General features: G+C 58.3%; 19 protein-coding genes. 4 read left to right on the top strand and 15 right to left on the bottom strand.

Features of this window, described 5'->3' with window-relative positions; translation table 11 throughout:
* Positions 1–106: 106 nt before the first annotated feature.
* From Q0X47_RS00975 to ftsZ, 14 genes are all read right to left on the bottom strand, one after another.
* Positions 107–826 (bottom strand): glycerophosphodiester phosphodiesterase, encoded by a 720-nt coding sequence (locus Q0X47_RS00975; protein ID WP_297721697.1) that lies wholly within the window; start codon positions 824–826, stop codon positions 107–109.
* Positions 827–862: 36 nt separating this feature from the next.
* Positions 863–1,597, bottom strand: a complete 735-nt coding sequence (priA, locus tag Q0X47_RS00970; protein ID WP_297721696.1) for a bifunctional 1-(5-phosphoribosyl)-5-((5-phosphoribosylamino)methylideneamino)imidazole-4-carboxamide isomerase/phosphoribosylanthranilate isomerase PriA — start codon at positions 1,595–1,597, stop codon at positions 863–865.
* Positions 1,598–1,634: 37 nt separating this feature from the next.
* Entirely contained in the window at positions 1,635–2,288 is a 654-nt protein-coding gene (gene hisH / locus Q0X47_RS00965; protein ID WP_297721694.1) for an imidazole glycerol phosphate synthase subunit HisH, read from the bottom strand.
* Complete coding sequence (locus tag Q0X47_RS00960; protein WP_297721692.1) at positions 2,285–3,070, bottom strand: hypothetical protein; 786 nt, start codon at positions 3,068–3,070, stop codon at positions 2,285–2,287. The genes hisH and Q0X47_RS00960 overlap by 4 nt, the downstream gene beginning before the upstream one ends.
* A gap of 18 nt (positions 3,071–3,088) precedes the next feature.
* Positions 3,089–3,703, bottom strand: a complete 615-nt coding sequence (hisB, locus tag Q0X47_RS00955; protein ID WP_297721689.1) for an imidazoleglycerol-phosphate dehydratase HisB — start codon at positions 3,701–3,703, stop codon at positions 3,089–3,091.
* Entirely contained in the window at positions 3,700–4,839 is a 1,140-nt protein-coding gene (locus Q0X47_RS00950; RefSeq protein WP_297721686.1) for a histidinol-phosphate transaminase, read from the bottom strand. The genes hisB and Q0X47_RS00950 overlap by 4 nt, the downstream gene beginning before the upstream one ends.
* A complete protein-coding gene (hisD, locus tag Q0X47_RS00945) occupies positions 4,840–6,171 on the bottom strand; it encodes a histidinol dehydrogenase (RefSeq protein WP_297721683.1) in 1,332 nt (443 codons plus the stop codon). It lies immediately after the preceding gene.
* Positions 6,172–6,288: 117 nt separating this feature from the next.
* A complete protein-coding gene (gene dnaE / locus Q0X47_RS00940) occupies positions 6,289–9,963 on the bottom strand; it encodes a DNA polymerase III subunit alpha (protein WP_297721680.1) in 3,675 nt (1,224 codons plus the stop codon).
* A gap of 86 nt (positions 9,964–10,049) precedes the next feature.
* Positions 10,050–10,964 (bottom strand): RluA family pseudouridine synthase, encoded by a 915-nt coding sequence (locus Q0X47_RS00935; protein ID WP_297721677.1) that lies wholly within the window; start codon positions 10,962–10,964, stop codon positions 10,050–10,052.
* Positions 10,961–11,488: a signal peptidase II gene (locus Q0X47_RS00930; protein ID WP_297721675.1), complete on the bottom strand. Its 528-nt coding sequence runs from the start codon at positions 11,486–11,488 to the stop codon at positions 10,961–10,963. Before Q0X47_RS00930 ends, Q0X47_RS00935 begins: the two co-directional genes overlap by 4 nt.
* Positions 11,489–11,558: 70 nt before the next feature.
* On the bottom strand, positions 11,559–12,224 hold the full coding sequence (locus Q0X47_RS00925) for a DivIVA domain-containing protein (RefSeq protein WP_297721672.1): 666 nt from the start codon (positions 12,222–12,224) through the stop codon (positions 11,559–11,561).
* Between the two features lie 130 nt (positions 12,225–12,354).
* A complete protein-coding gene (locus tag Q0X47_RS00920; RefSeq protein WP_297721886.1) occupies positions 12,355–12,654 on the bottom strand; it encodes a YggT family protein in 300 nt (99 codons plus the stop codon).
* A gap of 103 nt (positions 12,655–12,757) precedes the next feature.
* Positions 12,758–13,222, bottom strand: coding sequence for a cell division protein SepF (locus Q0X47_RS00915; protein WP_297721671.1), 465 nt, complete (start codon positions 13,220–13,222; stop codon positions 12,758–12,760).
* A 220-nt stretch (positions 13,223–13,442) separates the two neighbouring features.
* Complete coding sequence (ftsZ, locus tag Q0X47_RS00910) at positions 13,443–14,954, bottom strand: cell division protein FtsZ (protein ID WP_297721883.1); 1,512 nt, start codon at positions 14,952–14,954, stop codon at positions 13,443–13,445.
* Between the two features lie 215 nt (positions 14,955–15,169).
* Here ftsZ and Q0X47_RS00905 point away from each other — a divergent pair, with 215 nt between their 5' ends.
* The 3 genes from Q0X47_RS00905 to Q0X47_RS00895 all read left to right on the top strand — a co-directional run bounded on the left by Q0X47_RS00905 (position 15,170) and on the right by Q0X47_RS00895 (position 17,531).
* Positions 15,170–15,997 (top strand): transporter substrate-binding domain-containing protein, encoded by an 828-nt coding sequence (locus Q0X47_RS00905; RefSeq protein ID WP_297721668.1) that lies wholly within the window; start codon positions 15,170–15,172, stop codon positions 15,995–15,997.
* Between the two features lie 87 nt (positions 15,998–16,084).
* Entirely contained in the window at positions 16,085–16,738 is a 654-nt protein-coding gene (locus tag Q0X47_RS00900; RefSeq protein WP_297721665.1) for an amino acid ABC transporter permease, read from the top strand.
* 1 nt (position 16,739) lies between these two features.
* Positions 16,740–17,531: an amino acid ABC transporter ATP-binding protein gene (locus Q0X47_RS00895; RefSeq protein ID WP_297721662.1), complete on the top strand. Its 792-nt coding sequence runs from the start codon at positions 16,740–16,742 to the stop codon at positions 17,529–17,531.
* Between the two features lie 28 nt (positions 17,532–17,559).
* On the opposite strand, the gene Q0X47_RS00890 is transcribed toward Q0X47_RS00895, so the two are convergent.
* On the bottom strand, positions 17,560–18,984 hold the full coding sequence (locus Q0X47_RS00890) for a hypothetical protein (RefSeq protein ID WP_297721658.1): 1,425 nt from the start codon (positions 18,982–18,984) through the stop codon (positions 17,560–17,562).
* A gap of 101 nt (positions 18,985–19,085) precedes the next feature.
* Here Q0X47_RS00890 and Q0X47_RS00885 point away from each other — a divergent pair, with 101 nt between their 5' ends.
* A complete protein-coding gene (locus tag Q0X47_RS00885) occupies positions 19,086–20,828 on the top strand; it encodes a hypothetical protein (protein WP_297721656.1) in 1,743 nt (580 codons plus the stop codon).

Raw genomic sequence — 20,828 nt, 5'->3', positions numbered from 1 at the left:
TCGGTATCTTTTTGTAAACACTTTTTGGTACTTAATAGTCGTTTACCGGCAAGAGCTTCGGTGATGTTTCAGTTCCGGGTGCTGGGGTGGATAGCAAGGGCGGGCGTCAGCGCACGGGGAGGAGCTGCACGTATGTGGCGCGTGGAGGGATTTCTGCTGACTTCAGAAGGGATTTGTGAAACCGTTTGACGGCAAGTTTCGCGGCGTCAAGGTCGTCAGGGGTGCGGACTGTGACGACCAGTCCCCCCGCCGGGCCGGCTGCGATGGTCTCGATTTCGGTGCCCGTATGGGCTGAAAGTGAGTTGAGCAGTGTCGCGAGTTCGGCATCATCCCAGGCCGGGAGCCAGTCGTCGCCACTGGCTAGGGAGTTCAAAGCGGGCGGACCCAGCATGATGTTCGGCGCATAGGCATGAATCCACTCCGGGTCACGCGCCAACGGCTTGGCCTGAGTAGCGCTACCCAGTACCACCGGGGCATCCAGCCACAGAAATCCCTCGGTAGCCAAGGCTGCCAAGGCGATTCGCGCGGGATTGACCAGCAGCGGCCGGTCCTCTGGATTCCTCAGCTCCGCGAAGCGCGTTGCGCTGGAATACGCCGGCAAGGCCGACCCGTAGGGGGAATATACGCCCGCGAAGGTAGTTGACTCACAGCTTCCCGAGACCGCCACGGGAGCCTCCACGATGAGGCGTTCGCTTTGCAGCGCTGAAAATAGCTCAACCTGCGCGGCCCCCACATCTTTGGCTGCAGCCAGTTCCAGGGCGCGTTGGGTTCCGGGCAGTAAAGCGCCATAATCAGACGCGTAGGGATTGCTCGCCAGATGCTTCATGGATTTCGCCGCGCTTTCAAACAGAATCCCGCAGCGTCAGGCCGCCAGGCTCGCCAAGGCTTCGGCTACCGTGAAGCGTCCCTCATAGATGGCTTTGCCGACGATGACCCCCTCCAGGTTCGGGTGGACCCCCGCCAAGTCCCGCAGGGCTTGCAGGTCGCGCAGGGCGCAGACTCCCCCGCTCGCCACAACTTTTGCCGGACTGGATTGGCACACCTGAGCCAACAGCTCCAGGTTCGGCCCTGTCAAGGTGCCGTCTTTCGACACATCGGTCACCACGTAACGGGCACAGCCCAAGGCATCCAAATCACGCAAAATATCCACCAACAGCGGCCCTTCACTGACCCAGCCGCGGCCATAAACCCGCTCGCCGCGCACATCTAAACCGATTGCGATTCGCTGCCCAAACCGTTCAATGACCGTGGCGCACCACTCGGGATTTTCGATTGCAGCGGTGCCCAGGTTCACGCGCGCCGCTCCGGCATCGAGCATGCGGCACAGCGAGTCATCATCACGTAATCCCCCACTGACCTCAAACTTCAGATCCGGATAGGCCCTCACCAGCGACTCTACCAGGTCAGCGTTGGAACCTCGCCCGAAAGCGGCGTCCAGGTCGACCAGATGCAGCCAGCGCGCCCCTGCGGCCAGGAACTCCGCGGCAACTTGTACAGGCTCACCATAGACTTTTTCGGTTCCGGCTTTACCTTCGGTCAGCCGAGTTGCCTTTCCGTCAACCAGGTCAATTGCTGGTAACAGCACCATTTGTGTCATTGAGAGTCCTTTCCGGGGTCTTCGCGACCCGCTACCTCTAGAGCATCTCTAACCAGTTTGCGAACACGCGTGCCCCGGCTGGTCCGGACTTTTCCGGGTGGAACTGGGTGGCGCACAAGGCTCGGTTTTCCACGGCTGCCACAAAGTCGGCTCCGTAATGTGCCCAGGACACCAGCGGGGGGCGGAACAGCCGCCGTGATTCCTCGTCAGTGCCCAAGGCTGCAGCGGGATCGCTGAGGCAAGCATAAGAGTGCACAAAATAGAAACGTTGTCCGTCAAGCCCCGCCAACAGCTGCGACTGCGCTGGGACGTGCACTTTTGACCAGCCCATATGCGGTAAACGCGCCGCTGGCAGCGCCGTCACCATTCCGGGCCACTGATCCAGTCCGGCAGTCACTTCCCCGTTTTCATCCCCGGAGGTAAACATGACCTGCAAACCGACGCAAATGCCCAGCACTGGGCGGCCTCCGGCGAGCCGACGCTCAATCATCTGGGGCGCCCGCGAGGCTTGCAGGGAACGCATCACCGCCGCAAACGCTCCCACTCCCGGAACCACCAAACCGTCTGCTTGGGCAACTTCCGCCGCGTCAGCCGAGAGCGACACCCGCGCTCCCGCCCGCTCGAGGGCGTGCGCAACGGAAAGCACATTGCCGTACCCGTGATCCAGAACGACAACTTGAGGGTCGGTCATGAGGCGTCCCCCCGCCCTTCTGAATCCACGCCCCAAGCCGCATCATCGGAGGAATCTGCCTGACCCCGTTGGCGCCGGCGTTCCTCACGCGAATCTTTGATACCTTTGCCCAGCATTCGCAGCGCTTTCCAGCGGGGAATATCGACGGTATCAACCGCTCCGTCCACGGCCGCCGGATTAACCCGCCCCAACACTAGGTCCTCAATCACGATAGGCATCTGTGCGATGACCAGCCCAGCCGGCAAATCCGCCTCAAAAGCCTGATTAGCCCAGCGTCCCGCCAGGACTTGACCGGTCACTCCGGGTTCCTGTTCGGTGCCGGGAGCCAGCAGGGCAGAAAACACCACCACCGGCATTCGAATAATCTCGGTGAGTGTCGACGCCACCGTATCCAAATCTGAATCCAGCTCATTGAGGCTTTCCACCAGCAGCGCCATTCCCCACTGTTCTTCGGTCAGCTCCAGGTTTTGCACCACCAGCGCCCCGGCCTCCGTCGGCACCACCACGGCCGAAATATCACTCAACGCACACAGCGCCCCCAAGGCTTCTGCCGAGGCCACTGGGGTCAGGAAACACGCGGTAGCACGCCTTTCCACCAGCGCAGGCTCGGGCTCTTCCGGTAAATCCAGCGTTTCGTCCGGGCCTGTCACCGGGGATTCGGGCTCAAAGTCAACATCTCCCAGTTTGGCGATGAGGTCGGCAAACTCGGCATCGTAGGCTTGCTGATCGCCAGGTTTGTCCCCTCTGTCCTCGGGATTTCGGGATTCTTGTGGTTCACTCATCACTAGCCTTTCCCGATGCTACAGAGTTCCTTTGGTGGAGGGGACACCCACCACTCGCGGATCGTATTCCACCGCGGCCTTTAACGCCCGCGCCAGGGCCTTGAATTGGGCCTCCACGATGTGGTGCGGGTCCCGGCCCGCCAACAGGCGCAGATGCAGACAAATACCGGCATTCAGCGCCAGGGACTCAAACACGTGATAAGTCAACGAACCGGTAAAGTGCCCGCCGATGAGGTGATACTGCTGGCCTTCCGGTTCTCCTTCACAGACGACGTAGGGCCTTCCCGCCAAATCCACCACGGCGTGCGCCAAAGCCTCGTCCAGCGGCACGCACGCGTCACCGAAACGGCGGATACCGGCCTTGTCCCCCAACGCCTCACGCAGAGCCTGCCCCAAAACAATAGCCGTATCCTCCACCGTGTGATGGACATCAATGTCGGTGTCTCCCGAGGCTGCAATGTCCAAATCAATCAGGGAGTGACGCGCCAAAGCGGTGAGCATGTGGTCATAGAACGGCACCGTAGTGTGTATGTTGGCTTGGCCGGTTCCGTCCAGGTTCACCCGCACCTTTACCTGAGATTCCGACGTTTCCCGCGTGACCTGCGCCACCCGGGGGGTTCGAGTTTCGTTCATTTCAATACCTCCTTTAGGGCGGAAAGAAACACCTCAGTTTCTTCCTCGGTGCCCACGCTGGCTCGTAGCCAGCCATCGGGTCCGACTACGCGAATCAACACGCCGCGGTCAAGCAAATCTTGCCAGACTTTTTGGCGGTCGCTGAACTTTCCAAAGAAAACAAAGTTCGTATCCGATTCTGCCACGCTCAACCCCATTTCTCGCAGGGTTTGCACCATCAGGTCTCGAGTGTGGCGCATTTTGTCCACCTGGGCTTGCAGCAAATCTGACTGGGACAGCGCCGCCAGAGCTGCCGCCTGAGTCAGAGCCGACAGGTGATAGGGCAATCGCACCAGCATGAGCTGGGAAATAATCTGGGGACGAGCCGCCAAGTACCCCAACCGCAATCCGGCCATCGCGAAAGCCTTGGACATAGTTCTGGACACCACCAGGTGCGGGTGCGCCGCCAACAGTTCCAGTGCGGAAGGTACCCCGTCACGGCGAAACTCGCCGTAGGCTTCGTCAATGACCACCAGGGTCGCGCTCCCGTGCGGTCCGCTGGTGCGAGTAAAACTCAGGATTTCAGCCACATCTGCGGAGCTCAGGTGGGTTCCTGTGGGATTGTTGGGGGAAGCCAGCACCAGCAGCGCTGGGTGTGCGCGGTCTACGGCTTGCTTCAACGCAGCCACGTCCACGGAGAAATCCTCTCGCCGCGGCACGTCCAGCAACTCGGTCAAGGTGTTGCGGGCATATTCGGGATACATCGAGTACGTGGGCGAGGACGACAGCGCCGGATGTCCCGGTCCCCCAAAAGCGCTGAACAAATGATGCATGACCTCGTTGGAGCCATTGGCGGCCCATAACCATTCGGGAGCCACCCGCACTCCGGATTCCCGCTCCAGATAATCGCTCAGGGCAAGGCGTAGAGCCGGAAAATCCCGGTCGGGATAACGATTCAGGCTGCCCGCCGCCTCGTGCACTGCCGCGGTAATCGCCTCTACCACCGGAGCCGGCACCGGATAGGGGTTTTCGTTCACATTGATGGCCACCGGTACCTGCAGCTGGGGCGCCCCGTAGGGTTCGAGCCCCGCCAAGTCCTCCCGCAAGGGCAGTTGCATGGCGTCATCAGGCATGGCGAGGGCGTCTGTTGCGCTCATCTACTTGCCTTCCCGACGTGCCAGCAAGGACGCTCCGTGGCCTTCCAGGTCCTCCGCATGGCTAAATACCACCAGGCGGTCGGTCAGCGCGTCCGCGGCCTGTTGGGTGTATTCAATCTGTTGCACGGACTTCAGAAAAGCCATCACATTCAGGCCCGAAGCATGGGAGGCCGTGCCTCCGGTGGGCAAGACGTGGTTGGAGCCTGCCAGGTAATCCCCCAGCGGCACCGGGGTGTAGTCGCCGACAAAGATTGCCCCCGCATTGTGAATTTTTGCTGCCACTTTGCGGGCATCAGCGGTTTGAATTTCGAGGTGTTCAGCTCCGTAAGCGTTCGCCACGGCGATGGATTGTTCGATATCCCGAGTGAGGATGGCGCCCGACTGCGGTCCGGATAGGGCGGTGGCGATACGTTCGTGGTGGTCACGTTGGGGAACTTGACGGTCCAGTTCCGCTCTCACCTGGGTCACAAGGTCGGTTGAGTCAGTAATCAGTACCGAGGCGGCTGCCGGGTCGTGTTCGGCTTGGCTGATTAAATCCGCAGCGACAAATTTCGGCGTGGCGCTGCTATCAGCAATGATGGCAATCTCGGTGGTGCCGGCTTCCGCGTCGATACCGCAGACACTGGACACCACGCGTTTCGCGGCCGCGACGTAGATATTGCCCGGACCGGTAACGACGTCCACAGGCTCCACCAAAACCTGACCATCGTCTGGCGTTTCGCCCTTTGCCCCGTAGGCAAACGCACCAATCGCTCCGGCCCCGCCCATGGCATAGACTTCGGTCACACCCAATAAGGCGCAGGTCGCCAGCACGGTGGGGTGTACCGAGCCGTCGAAAGCCTGCTGCGCCGGGGAGGCCAGAGCAATCTGGTCCACCCCCGCCACTTGTGCCGCCACCACGTTCATGATGACCGAGCTGGGATAGACCGCGAGCCCGCCCGGCACGTACAGACCCACGCGCCGCACCGGAATCCAGCGTTGCGTAACGGTGCCGCCGGGAATAATCTCGGTGACGACCGGGCGAGGCAGCTGCGCTTCGTGACCCTTCCGGTTGTTGGCAATGGAAGTTTCAATTGCTTCGCGTAGCCCCGGATCCAGTTCCCGTAAAGCTCGCTCAATTTCAGCCGCCGGGACCCGCAACAGGCGGGGACGCACCCGGTCGAACTGCTCGGCTTGGTCGCGCAGGGCTTTGGCCCCTTCGCGGCGCACCGCCTCGATTAGGGGCGCCACCGCCTCCACCGCCCGCTCGACATTGAGGGCCGCCCGGGGAAGCCGCTCACGCAGCACCGCGGCATCCACGTTTTCTTTTGAAAAATCCAATACGTTGAACACGGTATTTATCTTAACAGCTAACTGACCAGCCCCGAAAACCCCGCGAACCCGGTGCGCCAAGCCGACCCTGCTGGTGAAACCTGAGGGACTACCGGAACCACCCGCAGCGCGAAACGGCTAGCTGCCGGTGTCGAACAGGGTGTCTTCCGGGGGATCTTGAGACTGGTCGGGATGCGGATCCAGTTCGGCCAGTTCGGCGGCCGCACTGGATTCTAAGGGGTTAGTTCCTGGGGTGATAATCGAGTCATACCCCAGCATGGCGCGCAGCTCACCTAAGAAATCCGGACCGGCGTTCACCAGGCGTTCGGGACCCAAGTCCAGGACTTGCAGCTTCCCTTGCTCCAAAATATGCAGACGCACGGGAGCCTGGCCAGGGAAACGGTCCAGCAGGGCCCCAAAGGCGCGCATATTTTCTGGGGTGCAGCGCTCGGCGGGCAGCAATAGATCCACTTCGTCCAAGTGATCCAGATGTAGCGATAATTTCGGTACGCTCAAGTCGCTGGCATAAATCGAAACGGATTCATCCTCGCGGCGCAGCCGTCCGCCGACCACCACAATATTGTCTTGGACCAGGTCAGCGGCAATGTTTTCGTAGGTTTTCGCAAAGAACAGTACTTCCACAGAGCCGGTCATGTCTTCGATTTTCGCAATTGCCCACTGCTGGCCGGAACGCTTGGAAATTTTTACGTTCACCGCTGTCACCAGACCGGCAATTTTGACTGGGGAATCATTGCCTTTGCCCTCCTCCGAGGTCAGATCCACGATGCGGTCCTCAGCTAGGCCTTCCAACACCCGTTTCATTCCCGAAAGAGGGTGGTCCGAGACATACATTCCCAACATTTCACGTTCAAACGCGAGCAGTTTATTCTTGGGCCACTCCGGGATATCGGGGATATCAATGCTGGCCGAGCCCAGTAAATTGTCCGTGGAATCGGCTCCGTCCATCTCTAAGGCGGCAAACAGGTCGAACTGTCCGTTGGACTCTTGACGTTTCGTAGACACCACTGCTTCCACTGCCTGCTCATGAATCGCGGTAAGAGCATGGCGTGAGGCTCCGAACGTGTCGAAAGCTCCGGCCTTAATCAGGGAACCGATAGTGCGTTTGTTGCAGACTTCCGCCGGAACTTTCTTCAGAAAATCGGAAAAGGACGTGTAGGCGCCTTTTTCTTGGCGTGCCTTGATGATTTCCGCCACCACGTTTCCTCCGACGTTACGAATCGAGGCCAAGCCAAAACGAATGTCGTTTCCGTCAGGTGCAAAAGCCCCATAGGACTGGTTCACGTCAGGAGGCAAAACCTTAATCCCCATGCGGCGCACCTCGTTCAAATACATCCCCAGCTTGTCTTTATCCGTCTGGGTGGTCAGCACGGCCGCCATATATTCGGTCGGGAAGTTCGCCTTAAGATAAGCGGTCCAGTAAGCAATTAGCCCGTAAGCCGCCGAGTGAGATTTGTTGAATGCATAATCAGCGAAAGGTACCAGAATTTCCCACAGGGTTTTGCAGCAATCCTCGGAATAGCCGTTAGCAATCATCCCATCATGGAACTTCACGTACTGTTCGGCCAGAACGTCTTTCTTCTTTTTCCCCATGGCTTTACGCAAAATATCGGCCTGCCCCAGGGTAAATCCGGCGACCTTTTGGGCGATCGCCATGACCTGTTCCTGATAGATAATCAGGCCGTAGGTGTAGCCGAGGATATCTTTCAGCGGTTCCTCCAGCTCACGATGAATCGGCTCAATCTTTTGCAACCCGTTCTTCCGAAATGCGTAGTTCGTGTGGGAATCCGCCCCCATCGGTCCGGGACGATACAGCGCCACCAGAGCGGAAATATCGTCGAACTCGGTGGGCCGCAGCTGCTTCAGCAAGGTGCGCATCCCCCCGCCATCGAGCTGGAACACCCCCAACGTTTCGCCCGTGGACAGCAATTCGTAAGTCGCTTTGTCATCAACTTCCAAACGCTCCAGGTCGGGTGGGGTTTTCCCGTTAATCTTAATGTTGTCCAAGGCATCGGAAATAATGGTGAGGTTCTTTAGCCCCAGGAAGTCCATCTTTAGCAGGCCCAGGTGCTCACAAGTCGGGTAGTCGAACTGGGTAATCATGGCTCCGTCTTGCGGGCGTTTCATCATGGGAATGACGTCAGTCAAGGTTTCTCGCGACATGATGACCGCACACGCGTGTACCCCCCACTGGCGGACCATGCCTTCCACCCCGGCTGCCAGGTCAAAAATTTGGCGGTTAAACGGGTCTTCGGCCACGACTTTGCGGAATTCCTCGGCTTCTTTGTAGCGCGGATGCTGCGAATCGTACATGCCGGACAGCGGGATGTCTTTACCCATGACCGCCGGCGGCATCGCCTTGGTGAGCTTTTCCCCCTTAGAGAAATCCGCGCCCGAAATGCGTGCCGCGTCCTTCAGGGCTTGCTTTGATTTAATCGTGCCGTAGGTCACAACCTGGGACACTTTGTCCTTGCCGTATTTGCGGGTCACGTAGTCAATCACGTCCTGACGGCGCCGATCGTCGAAATCTACGTCGATATCGGGCATGGACACCCGCTCCGGATTGAGGAACCGTTCAAACAACAGCCCGTGTTTGATGGGATCCAAATCCGTGATGCGCATGGCGTAGGCGACCATGGAGCCAGCACCAGAGCCGCGCCCCGGCCCGACCCGAATCCCGTTGTCTTTCGCCCACTGAATGTAGTCCGAAACAATCAGGAAGTACGAGGGGAATCCCATTTGGACAATAATCTCAACCTCGTAGTCGGCGCGTTTGCGGACTTCCTCGGATATGCCGTTCGGGAACCGATACTGTAAGCCGCGTTCAACTTCCTTAATAAACCAAGACACCTCGTCCTCTCCGGCTGGCACCGGGAACACCGGCATAAAAGTGCCTTCTTTCACGTCCGGGAATTCGACGTTGCACTGCTCGGCGATCAGCAGGGTGTTGTCTAGGGCCTCGGGGATTTCCGCAAACAGTTCGTGCATTTCTTCGCTGGGCCGCAGATAATAATCCGTGCCGTCAAAGCGGAACCGGTCCGGGTTAGACAGCCGATCCCCGGAGTTGATGCACAGCATCGCGTCTTGGATTTCCCGGTCTTCCTTATTGACGTAGTGGGAGTCGTTGGTAGCAATGACAGGTGCGTTGATTTCCCGCGCTAAGCGCAGTAGGTCTTTACGCACGCGGTTTTCGATGGACAGACCGTGATCCATTAGCTCCACATAAAAATTGTCTTTGCCGAAGATGTCCTGCAGTTCCCCGGCAGCCCGCCGAGCCTCCTGGTACTGTCCCAACCGCAGCCGGGTCTGGACCTCCCCGGAGGGACAGCCTGCCGTGCCAATCAGCCCCTCGTGGTAGCGTTCCAACAGTTCCCGGTCAGCCCGCGGCCATTTGCCCATCTGTCCGTCCAGAGAGGCATACGAGCCCAGCCGGAACAGATTGTGCATCCCCTCAGTGGTTCGGGACAGCAGCGTCATATGCGTATAAGCGCCGCGAGCGGATACGTCGTCACCGGCCTTTTGCTGTTCCAAAGTACCCCACTGCACTCGAGTGGTGTCAAAGCGTGAAGTCCCCGGAGTGACATAGGCTTCCAAGCCGATAATGGGTTGAATCCCGGCCTTACGACATTCTTGATAAAACTCAAAAGCCCCGAACAAATAACCGTGATCGGTAATCGCCACGGCCTTCTGCTGATTTTCTACCGCTTTGGCAACCAGCCGCTTAATCTTTGCCGCCCCATCCAAGATCGAGTAGTCGGTATGGACGTGGAGATGAACAAAATCGGAACTGGGCATGGGTCAATCCTAGTCGTTTTTTCCGCGGCGAGCCCGCCAGGTTCCAGTCTCGCAGGTGGGACCGCGAGTCGCGAATTTCGGCCTGACTATTGGCGCAAAAGCTCTAAAGCTGCTGCTAAATCTGCAGGTAGCGGAGCCTGCACCGCGACTTCCAGACCGGTTCGCGGATGCTTAAACGCCAGCCGACTGGCGTGCAGCCATTGCCGTTCCAGCCCCAGCCGTGCCGCCGCTTTCCGATCCGCTCCGTATTCCGTATCTCCCACCAGGGGGTGCCCAATAGCCGCGAGATGCACGCGAATCTGGTGGGTTCGCCCGGTCTCCAATTGGACTTTCAACAAGGTTGCCCCCCGCAGTTCCTCGATGACGTCGTAGTGCGTCACCGCGGGCTTACCCCCGGACACGACCGCCATCTTAAACTCGCGCCCCGGCGCCCTACCGATGGGGGCGTCAATGGTCCCTACCGGGGGTTTCACCTTTCCCGTGGCGAGGGCGGTGTAAATTTTTTCGACCCGATGGTAGCGAAACTCGTTCTTCAGTTTGCCGTAGGCCAGTTCCGATTTCGCAACCACCATGGCTCCCGACGTTCCCGCGTCCAGACGGTGCACAATGCCTTCGCGTTCCACTGGTCCGGACGTTGACACACGAATACCGGCGGCCCTAAGTGCCCCAACTACCGTGGGTCCCTCCCAACCGGGGCCAGTATGGGCGGCGACCCCAGCCGGCTTATCTACCACGACCAAATCATCATCGGCATATAAAATTCCTAAGTTCTCTACGCGGGTGACTTCCGGAACATAGCCGACAGGTTCGGGAATCTCTATTTCCAGCAGACTTCCCGGGGTCAGTTCATCGGATTTTTTGAGGATCTCATCGTTTTGCGTGACCGCTCCGGATTCCAGCAGGGCTCCCGCTTTCGCTCGTGACAGCCCCAACAGCCGCGACAGCCCCACGTCCGCGCGAAGCCCCGCGAGCCCTTCCGGTACCGGCAACAAACGACTCACGAATCTTTACCCTTTACGGAACAATCCTGGCCTCCGTCCGCCTCGGAGCACCTCGATACGGGGTCAGGTTGGGAAGTAGCGAACAGAGGTACGCCGCGAAGCAGCAAAACGAAAATCACCGCCACCCCGACAACTACGAAAATGTCAGCCACATTGCCGACAAACCACCCGAAGTAATCAATAAAGTCCACGACCTTTCCGGTACCCCAGGTCGGGCCTTGGAACCTGTCGACCAGGTTAGCCATCCCCCCGCCGGACACGACCGCCAAAATGTAAGCCCACGTCCGGCTGTGTGTCAAGAACGACAGCACGGTCAAAATAAACACCAGTATCAAGCTAAAGATGGTGACGACCAGGGTCTGGCCCTGGCCGATAGACAAAGCGGCGCCAGGGTTGTGCGTGAGGTGCAGGGTTACGTATGAGCCCAGCAAAGGCCGCGGCGCGGTATCGGCGGCCAGGAAGCGCAAGGCGAGGCGTTTCGTTATCTGGTCGATGCCGCCCACCACCACCATGATTAAAAGCACCGTCAGCCAGCGAGAGAATCGGTGGGAATCTCCCGTCGACTGACGGTTAGAGATGGATTTGAACGACAACTTAGTTGGTCGGTGCGGAATCCGCCAAGTCTGAAAGAATGCCCTCTAGGAACGAACTCATCTTGGCGCGATACTCGGATTCGAAAGTCTTGAGCTCTTCGATCTTGCGCTCCAACATACCGCGTTCCTGCTCCAACTGAGCCAGTACGCGGGAATGCTCCTGCTCTGCATCAGCAATAATGCGGTCGGCTTCGACACGAGCGTTGGCAATGATTTCCTCGCTCTTCTTTTGACCGTCTTGCACGTATTCGTCGTGCAGACGCTGGGCCATATCCAGCATGGAAACTGCGGAAGTTGACGCCGGAACCTCCCCCGCACCCGGTGCGGGTTCCACCATAGCAGCCGGTTCGGGTGTGACCGGTTCGGCAACCGGTTCCACCGCCGGAGCTTCTGGCGTAGTCGGCGCTGCGCCACTGGACAGCTCGGCAATCTTGCGGTTCGCTTCCTCCAGCTCGGCCCGGAGCGAGTCACGCTCTTTGGTCAGGGTATCGAGGGTATTCACCACCTCGTCCAAGAAATCATCCACTTCATCCTGGTCATAGCCTTCGCGGAATTTCGTGGGCTGAAACTTCTTGTTGACGATGTCATCTGTGGTGAGCAACGCCATATTCGTCACCTCGTCCGTATCAGGGGGCTTGCGCCCCGACTTCCAAAACCTTTTGGGCATTCGCACGTTTTGTACAAAAGATATTGTTACACATTTTTTGTTACTTGTGTGAATACTGAGGTTTAAAACTTACTCCGAAAGGGGGAAATTTTACTAATCGCGGAGTGTGATGAAAACGAAAACGCGGCGGCTAAACCATAAAAGTCAGCCTGACCACCAACCATTGCAGCAAGAACAGGAGGATAAAAAACACTAAAAACCCCATGTCAAGGGCTAATCCGCCGATACGCAGCGGAGGTATCAGACGCCCAAAGAACCGTACCGGTGGATCCGTCAGAGCGTAAATCAAGTTAGCAAACACCAAGATAATCCCCTGAGGGCGCCAACCCCTGGCCAAAAGCTGCACCCAGTCCAGAACGACCCGCAAGATTAGGATGAAAACATAGACGTTTATCGCGTAGTAAATCACTAGGCCAATCAGTTGCACCATACTCACGCAGTCCATCCTACCTGACGCCTGCCGGCTAGACAGACCAAGGTTCCCCCACCGCTACACGCGACGGGGGAACCTCAGGATGGAAGGAGATTAGCAGTTACAAAGTCTGTAGTAAGGAAGACGACGGCTTCGGGGTCGCCTCGATAGTCTTAAGGTGCTGCGGGGAAAGCAGGAACACACGGGTGCCGACTTCCTCGAAAGAACCACGCAGACCGTAAGTCAAGCCGGAAGCAAAGTCGACCATGCGCTGCGCCTCTTTGGCAGAAAGGTAAGCCAAGTTGAGGATGACTGGCACGTTATCGCGCAGGTAGTCGCCGATTTCTTTGGCATCTGAGTATGTGGTGGGCTTGGCTGTCTTAATCCGGTCAATCGCGCCAATCGGAGCCTCAGCCGGAGTTTCCGGGGTTTGACGAGAGGCAGTTTCCGACTCGGTGGAACCGGGAAATTCGTGAACCTCGCCCAACGGAGTTTCATCTTCGATGAATTCCTCGTCATCGTAATCGTCGATTTCGGGTTCCCGCAAGCCGACTTTCTCTAAAACGTTACGCAGCGCCAGACCCATAATTTCTCCCCTAGGTTTCGGTGTGAATTGGACAACTGGAATGAGGTTACGCGATAACGGTTGTTTTAGTGGGGAATTGTTGCGGAGTGTCGCTAATCAGAGCGAAAATTGCGAAAGCCGCCCCGTCGATGACTGGGAGTCAACGACGGGAACGGTTTTCTTTTGGGAGATGCGAAGAAAGTTTCGGGTGAAACAGCCTCGCTGCCTGGATGAGACAGACTTATTTTAAGAAGTCCGGGATGTCGAGTTCATCGTCCCCCGCGATGTCATCGAAAACCTGTTCCAAACGCAGTGCCGGGGCATGCTGTTCCCGCGAGGAATCCACGTAGTCCGGCACGCTCGCCGCATCGGGAGACACCGGACGAATCCCGGAGGTAACGGCTAAAGGTTCGCGTTTCGCGTCAGGAATTCCGCTCAGCCCGGTGAGCTTGATTTCCGGCTGGTGCGGCTCGGACTTGGGCTTCAAAGTTCCCATCGCCTCGGTACCAGCAGGGAACTTCGGAGCTTTCAGCTCGGGAACTTTCGCGGCGGATTCGTGGCGGTGCTGAGCCAGTCGGGCTTCGATTCCGTCGAGGATTTCTTCCTTTTCAGAAGCGGTTTCAGCAGGTGCCGGGTCCGGTTTCGCAGCCGCGGGTGCTTTCGAGCTCGGCTGCGGTACCGTCCGCTTTTCGCTCGGTTCACTAGCCCGGGTCGCGGCGGCCGGCTTGGCGCTCGGAGCGGATGGGGCGGGACGTGCTGCTGAACGGGCAACGGAGGAAGTCTGAGCGGCTCGCGCGGAGGACGCGTTCCCATCTTCGCGTTCGAAACCTGCAGCGATAACCGTGACTTTAATCTCATCGGCAAATTCTTCGTTCGGAGCGTAACCGACGATGACGTTAGCCTCCGGATCGGCCAGTTCGCGAACCATCTGGGCGGCGTCGTTCATCTCTTGCATACCCAGATCCGTTCCGCCTTGGAAGAAGATGAGGACTCGGTCGGCACCGTCCATAGAGCTTTCCAGCAGCGGTGAAGAAATCGCCATCTCCACCGCAATGAGGGCTCGATCCGGGCCGGTGGCTGTCCCAATCCCCATCAGGGCGGTCTTGGCGTCTTTCAAGGTGGTGGTCACGTCTGCGAAGTCGACGTTGATGGTGCCGGGGATGGTGATAATTTCGGTGATACCCTGCACAGAGGATTGCAGGACCTGGTCAGCGGCACGGAAAGCATCCAAAACTGAGAGATTGGTGTCCGTGGATTCCAACAGGCGCTGGTTTGGGATCACAATGAGGGCATCGACTTGTTCGCGCAGCGCTTCAATACCACGGTCGGCCTGCTGCTCGCGTCGGCGACCCTCAAATTGGAAGGGCCGGGTGACCACACCGATAGTCAAAGCGCCGAGCTCGCGGGCGATACCGGCCACAACCGGAGCCCCACCAGTACCGGTGCCACCGCCTTCTCCAGCAGTCACAAAGACCATATTGGAATCGCGCAATACCTCGCGGATATCGTCCTCGTGAGCAGTCGCGGCCGCCTTGCCGACTTCCGGATCGGCTCCTGCGCCCAAACCGTGGGTAGACTCCCTACCAATCTCCAGTTTGACGTCTGCATCCGACATCAACAGCGCTTGCGCATCGGTGTTAATCGCGATGAACTCGACACCGCGCAGATTCGACTCAATCATCCGGTTTACCGCGTTGACACCGCCACCTCCGACGCCTACGACACGGATGACTGCCAGTGGTGCTGGTTCCATCATGATTTTCCCCTTCCAACCTTAACCTTGAACTTAAGGGTTAAAGTAATGTCGGTTTTTTGACGCCAAAAATTTAGTGAGTGTTGCGCAATTTACCGGGATGCGCCTCGGCGTGTTTTGGAATTGCCCGGATTTCTGACGCGGTTTAAATCCCCGCGGTCACGCTGTTAGACTGCAAAAGACAAAAGTCATTTTCACTATTTAAAGGAAAGACAATGGTTTTGAAAAAAATTGTCAGTCTCGCGGCAGGTCTCGCCGTGGCTTTTTCTTTGACTGCTTGCGGCGGAGCCTCTTCGCAAAACGCCGGCGCCGCAGGGGACAACTCCACGAAAAGTGCCGGCGACAAGTTCGTGGTCGGCTTTGACGCGAACTTCCCTCCTTACGGTTACAAGGACGAAACGACTGGGGAATACACCGGTTTCGACTTGGACTTGGCTGCCGAGGTAGCGAAACGAAACAAATGGACCCTGGAAAAGAAACCCATCGACTGGGATGCCAAAGATATGCAGCTCGACTCGGGGTCAGTGGATTGCTTGTGGAACGGTTTCACCATGAACGGCCGCGAGGACAAGTACACCTGGTCAAAACCTTATGTAGATAACTCCATTGTTTTTGTGACCCGCAGCGCCGACAACCTGAAAGACGCCGCGGCTCTGGCGGGCAAGACCGTCATAGTGCAGGCTGATTCTTCCGGCTTGGCAGCCCTCGAGGACGAAGCCAACAAGGATTTGCTCGCTTCATTCAAAACCCTCAGCAAAGTTCCCGACTACAACAATGCGTTCATGAGTTTGGAAGCGGGGGCTGCCGACGCGGTGGCTGTGGACATCGGTGTCGCCAACTACCAGCTAGAGACGCGCAAAAAGGAACTGTTCACCATCATGGAAAAGCCGGTGCAGACCGAACAGTACGGTGTGGGCTTCAAACTCGGCAACGAAGCCCTGCATGACCAGGTGCAAGCCACCCTCGATGAGATGATTGCGGACGGCAAGTTCATGGAACTCGCCAAGAAATACGGCTTGGAAAACGCCGTCATCACCAAATAAACGTAGCCAAAGTTGAGTTTTCGGTGTCGCTTTTAGCGCGGGACAGCACTAAGCGGCACCGAAAACTCCTCAGTTTAAGAATGCAACATGAACGAGTGGACTTTCCTTCCTGAACTGACCTTGGGCTTTGGCCGCACCGTGATTTTGTTCGCGCTGACGCTGGTCATATCCCTCCCCCTGGGATTACTGGTGTACGCCGGGCGGGTAGCTCCGTTTAAACCCCTGAACTGGATAGTCCAGTTCTATATCTCGATTATGCGTGGCACTCCCCTGATGCTGCAGCTCATGGTCGTGTATTTTGGGCCGTATTACCTGTTCAAAGTGCCTATCAGTGCGTCTTACAATTTCTGGGCTGCCATCATTGCTTTTTCCATCAACTACGCCGCCTATTTCGCCGAAATCTATCGCGGCGGTTTCCAAGCTATCCCCCAGGGGCAAACTGAAGCGGCGTTTGTTCTGGGCTATTCTCAGCAGCGCACTTTCTATACCATCAAGCTGCCCCAGATGTTTCGCACGGTGCTGCCTTCCATCACTAACGAAGTCATCACCCTGGTCAAGGACACGTCCCTGGCCCAAGTCATTTCTTTCTTGGAAATGTTTTCCATCGCCAGGGAATACGCCTCCACCACCGCTTCGATGGCGCCTTTCGTCGCTGCCGGCATTTTCTATTACGTCTTTAACATGGTGGTGGCCATGACCATGAGTAAGTTGGAAAAACGCGTCAGCAAATACCAAATCTGAGATGTCACCAGCAAAGCAGGGAATCATGAGCACCGCACTATCCATTAAAGACATGCACAAGAGTTTCGGCGACCTAGCCGTCTTGAAAGGGGTCTGCGTACAGGTCGAGCAGGGCGAGGTCCTGGCGATTCTGGGTCCTTCCGGTTCGGGGAAGTCCACCTTGCTGCGCTGCGCCACTTTCCTGGACCGCATGGATTCCGGGAGCATCGAATACTTCGGGGAAACCGCCCTGACCATGAAAAATGGTGAAAAAACCTCGAGCGGCGACGAAAAACGATTTCGGCACGACTACGGACTGGTGTTCCAGAACTTCAACCTGTTCCCCCACTGGAACGTCATGCGCAACCTCACCGATGCCCCGATTAAAGTGCAACATCGTCACCCGGCCGAGGTTCGCGCCGAAGCCCAACAGCTCCTGGAACGCATGAACTTGGGAGACAAAGGCAATGCCTACCCCTCCGAGCTGAGCGGGGGGCAAAAGCAGCGGGTAGCCATCGCCCGAGCACTCGCGTTGAAACCGCGAATGCTGTACTTTGACGAGCCAACTTCCGCGCTGGACCCCGAGCTGACCGGCGAAATCCTGGCCATTATCCGCTCTCTGGCTGACGAACGCATGACGATGGTTATCGTCACTCACGAGATGGAGTTCGCCGCCCAGGTCGCTGACCGTGCCGTTTTCATGGACGGCGGCACCGTGCTGGAAGAGGGCCCCGCGGAACAGCTCATTCACCACCCCACTCAGGAACGCACTCGCCAGTTCCTGCACAAGTTGCAGGGGGAACAACCGCGGTAACCCTGCTTTTGGCTGGCCCGCGGCAAAGCTAGGCAGATTGGGATTCGGGATCGGATTTGGCAGCCGACGATTCCGCGGCGCTGGCGGAGTCGTGAGACATCTGCATCCGCGCTAGGGACGTCAGCATTCGAATCTCGGGACCGAGACGCCGCACGGAGGGGAAGTTCGTCTGTTCCAGCCCTCCCAACAGCAGCAGAGCGTCAAACCCTTGGTCGCATTCCAGCAGCGCCCGCGCCCGCAGCAGCCGAGCCATAAACCGCGCGTCCCCCTCATTGCCTTGCAACAACAGACCGTCAGGGAGGGGATGCGAATCCAGCAGACCCAACGACGACGACACCTCAACATTGCCGTTGCGCTCATCATAGCGAGCCGCTAAGGTCGCGGCTGCCTGCCCCAGCAAATCGCGGGCCTGGGCCACACTCGGGTGCACCAGAGCCGGAATCTCGTGGAAACGCGAAGCCGGAGCCAGAGATACTTTCAAGGGATAATTCCCGTATCCAGCCCAGTCCAAAGCCTCGAGCGCCCCGACAACAGCTCGCAGGCCGACCAACAAATCCCACGGGTCGTGAGCATGGCGAATGAGACCCAGGTGCCGTTCCAGCAACAGGAGCAAACGTGGCCACATTCCCGCCACCGCCAGGAACCGGAAGTGTTCACAAATCTCAGACAGACGGGATTCCTCACGGTCATATTCATAAGCCACCAAGTGCGCTTCCCAGGCGACCTGCCAGGCATCCGTGGCTACCAGCCCGGGGAGCATCACCCGCAGCAGCCGCGCCTTCTGTGGGCCGGGAACCTCGTGAGTCAGCATCCGCCACGACACCTGTAACGCCTGCTCCGGGTGACGATCCCAGGCCAGTTCCACTTGAGAAATATCGACCGCGCGTCCCAGCGCCGGATGATCCGCGGGGGTAATCTGGTCGATGGCGCGGTCCAAGAAGTACCGGTCACTAGCGGGGTTTCCCAACGCTTCGCGCATCCGGTGGCGCAGGTAGTCACCGGCGGCCGACGAGGGCTCGAGGCTGACTTGTAAAGCCTGCAAACCGGCCAATAAATGATTCAGCAGCGACAGGGGAACATCGGGGTGGGTGCAGGCGCTTTCGATGACCTCGGGATAGTACCGGGAGAGCTGCTCCAGCTGACGGGAGTCGTAGAGTTCCGGGCGATGCAGCAAGCGCGTCAAAGTGGAGGAAAATGCTTCCAGCGCCTTCCCAGGGTTGCGTCCTTCCAGATAGCAGCCAATTAGCTCCAGTTCGGCCCCGGCCAACAAGTCGTCGTAACCCGCATCACGAGCCGCACTGACCACGTCTAAGGTCGCTTTTGTGCGCGGCAGTCCGGGGGGAATCGAAGCCGCATTCATCAACTGCGTGGCTAACACCGCCGCGCTGTAGGGGGCGGAATCATCCGGCGTGGAGTCGAAGGAGTAAGCATCATCTGAAAACGTTATGCTCAACAGGCTCCCCCTTACCTATCCCGGTTAAACTCACCATACCGGGGCTCGCCGCCCGGGCACGTGTGACACACCGGGAAACCGGACTGGGGAAACTCGTGAATATGCAAGAATGGGTGCTGATGAGCATTTTTGAGTCCGACGGTTTCGTTCCGGGAGTGGATCCAGAAATTCTCGCCACGCAGATTGGCGATGATCTGGAAACTGCCCTGGGTGACCCCTTGGGTCCAGAGCGCCTGCACCGCCTGGAGGAACTGGCGTCTTTGGCTCACAAACACGGCTTGGACGAAACAGAAATCACCGTCCGCTTGGAACTCGTGTGGGATGCCCTCGAGTCCGGCGACACCGAATCTGCTTTGGCCACTCTGTCGTGGGTGCTCCAGCAGGTCGCGCACGGTCAGATGGTCCCCACCGAGACTCAAAACCAGGTCATCGCCCAACAGCTGCTCCAAATCCCCACCCTGGCGGCCCGGCACCCCGGCGTGAGCGCGAAACTCATCGAACACCTGACCTTCTGGATGGAATATTTCACGGCAGAAGCGGGCATTTCCTTGCGTTCCCGCTGGATTACCCGCCACCAGGTGGAGCTGGGGCGAGGCCACCGCGAAGCCGCCCGCGAAGCCCTCGAAATCATTTCTGCCCTCGAAGAGATACCCCGCGAGGTTCGCGACGAGGCGGACTGTCCCCTGCATCATTACCGTTCCCGCATCGCCTGGGCCGTCAACTCCTCGGAGTTTGCCCAAGCGCTTTCTCTGTACCGAGACGCTTTGGAACGTAGCGCCGAGGCGGACTGGCAGTGCGTTCAACCGGATGACCTCAACCCCCTCCTGATGCTGCCGCTGTCTTGGGCGGGCGAGGGCGACGCGGCGTGGCGCGCCCACGAACGCTCTTACCGGCTCCAGACCGAAACGTCGCAATACCTCGGTGACATTGCCTCCCACCTGCGTTTTTGCGCGGCCACTTGGAATATCCCCGAGGGGTTGGAGCTGCTGGAAACTCACGCACAGTGGTTCTCTAACCCCGAGGATCCTTGGGATTTGCTGGTGGCGACCCGTGCGGCGGCAACTTTCCTGTCCCGAGCCGTGGGGGCTTTCATCGGGACGGGCACAAAAGTGCCGCCCCTCGGCTTCGCAATCAACGGGTCGAATCGTTGGCTTCCGTTCGAGGGCCTCACTCCGGCCGATACTTTGGCGCTGGCACAAGCCCGGCTCGAGTCGGTTGCCATGAAACTTGCTCTGGCTTTTGACTCCCGTAACGCTAACAACACCATGTCCACGCGGGTCATCCAGAGCCTGCACGAAGCCCCGCTGTGTTCTTTCGCTTCGGTAAAAGACCTTTTGAGCGCCCGTTTCGGGGTGAAAAATCTGTTGGCCGAACAGGGTTTGAGCGAAACCAGTCCGGAATGGGTGCTGCCTGACCTAAACGACCCATCCTGGCTGCGACAACCCGTTCCCGAGTTTCGACTGCTGGACGTTCAACAGGTTGCCGAGGTTGAGAAACGGTTGCGAACTTTCAAGGACTCGGTCGATTTCTCGGCGCTTCCGGCCGCGATTTCTGCCGATAAGGAACGCTTGGTACTGGGGGCAAACCGGGTGACGTTCCTGGCCGCGGCCGGAAAATGGAACGAAGTTATCGACACAGGCGAACTGTTGCTGGAAATCGGAGAAAGACTCGACGATCACCGCCAGTCGCTGCGTTTAGCGTGTTACCTGGTGCAAGCCTATTGGCAGTTAGACGATCTAAGCGCGGCACGCAACTGGCTGGTGAGAGCTGACGAGTTCGTGGATGCTACTATTTCGGGCAAACCTCGCGCGCTTTTGGACGATTTGTCTCTGTTGGCGGGATAA

The sequence above is a fragment of the uncultured Mobiluncus sp. genome, from assembly GCF_947254095.1.
In the GTDB taxonomy this organism is placed as follows: Bacteria; Actinomycetota; Actinomycetes; order Actinomycetales; family Actinomycetaceae; genus Mobiluncus.
The sequence above is the reverse complement of the archived record's forward strand: the minus strand, read 5'-3'. Positions and strand labels throughout refer to the sequence as shown.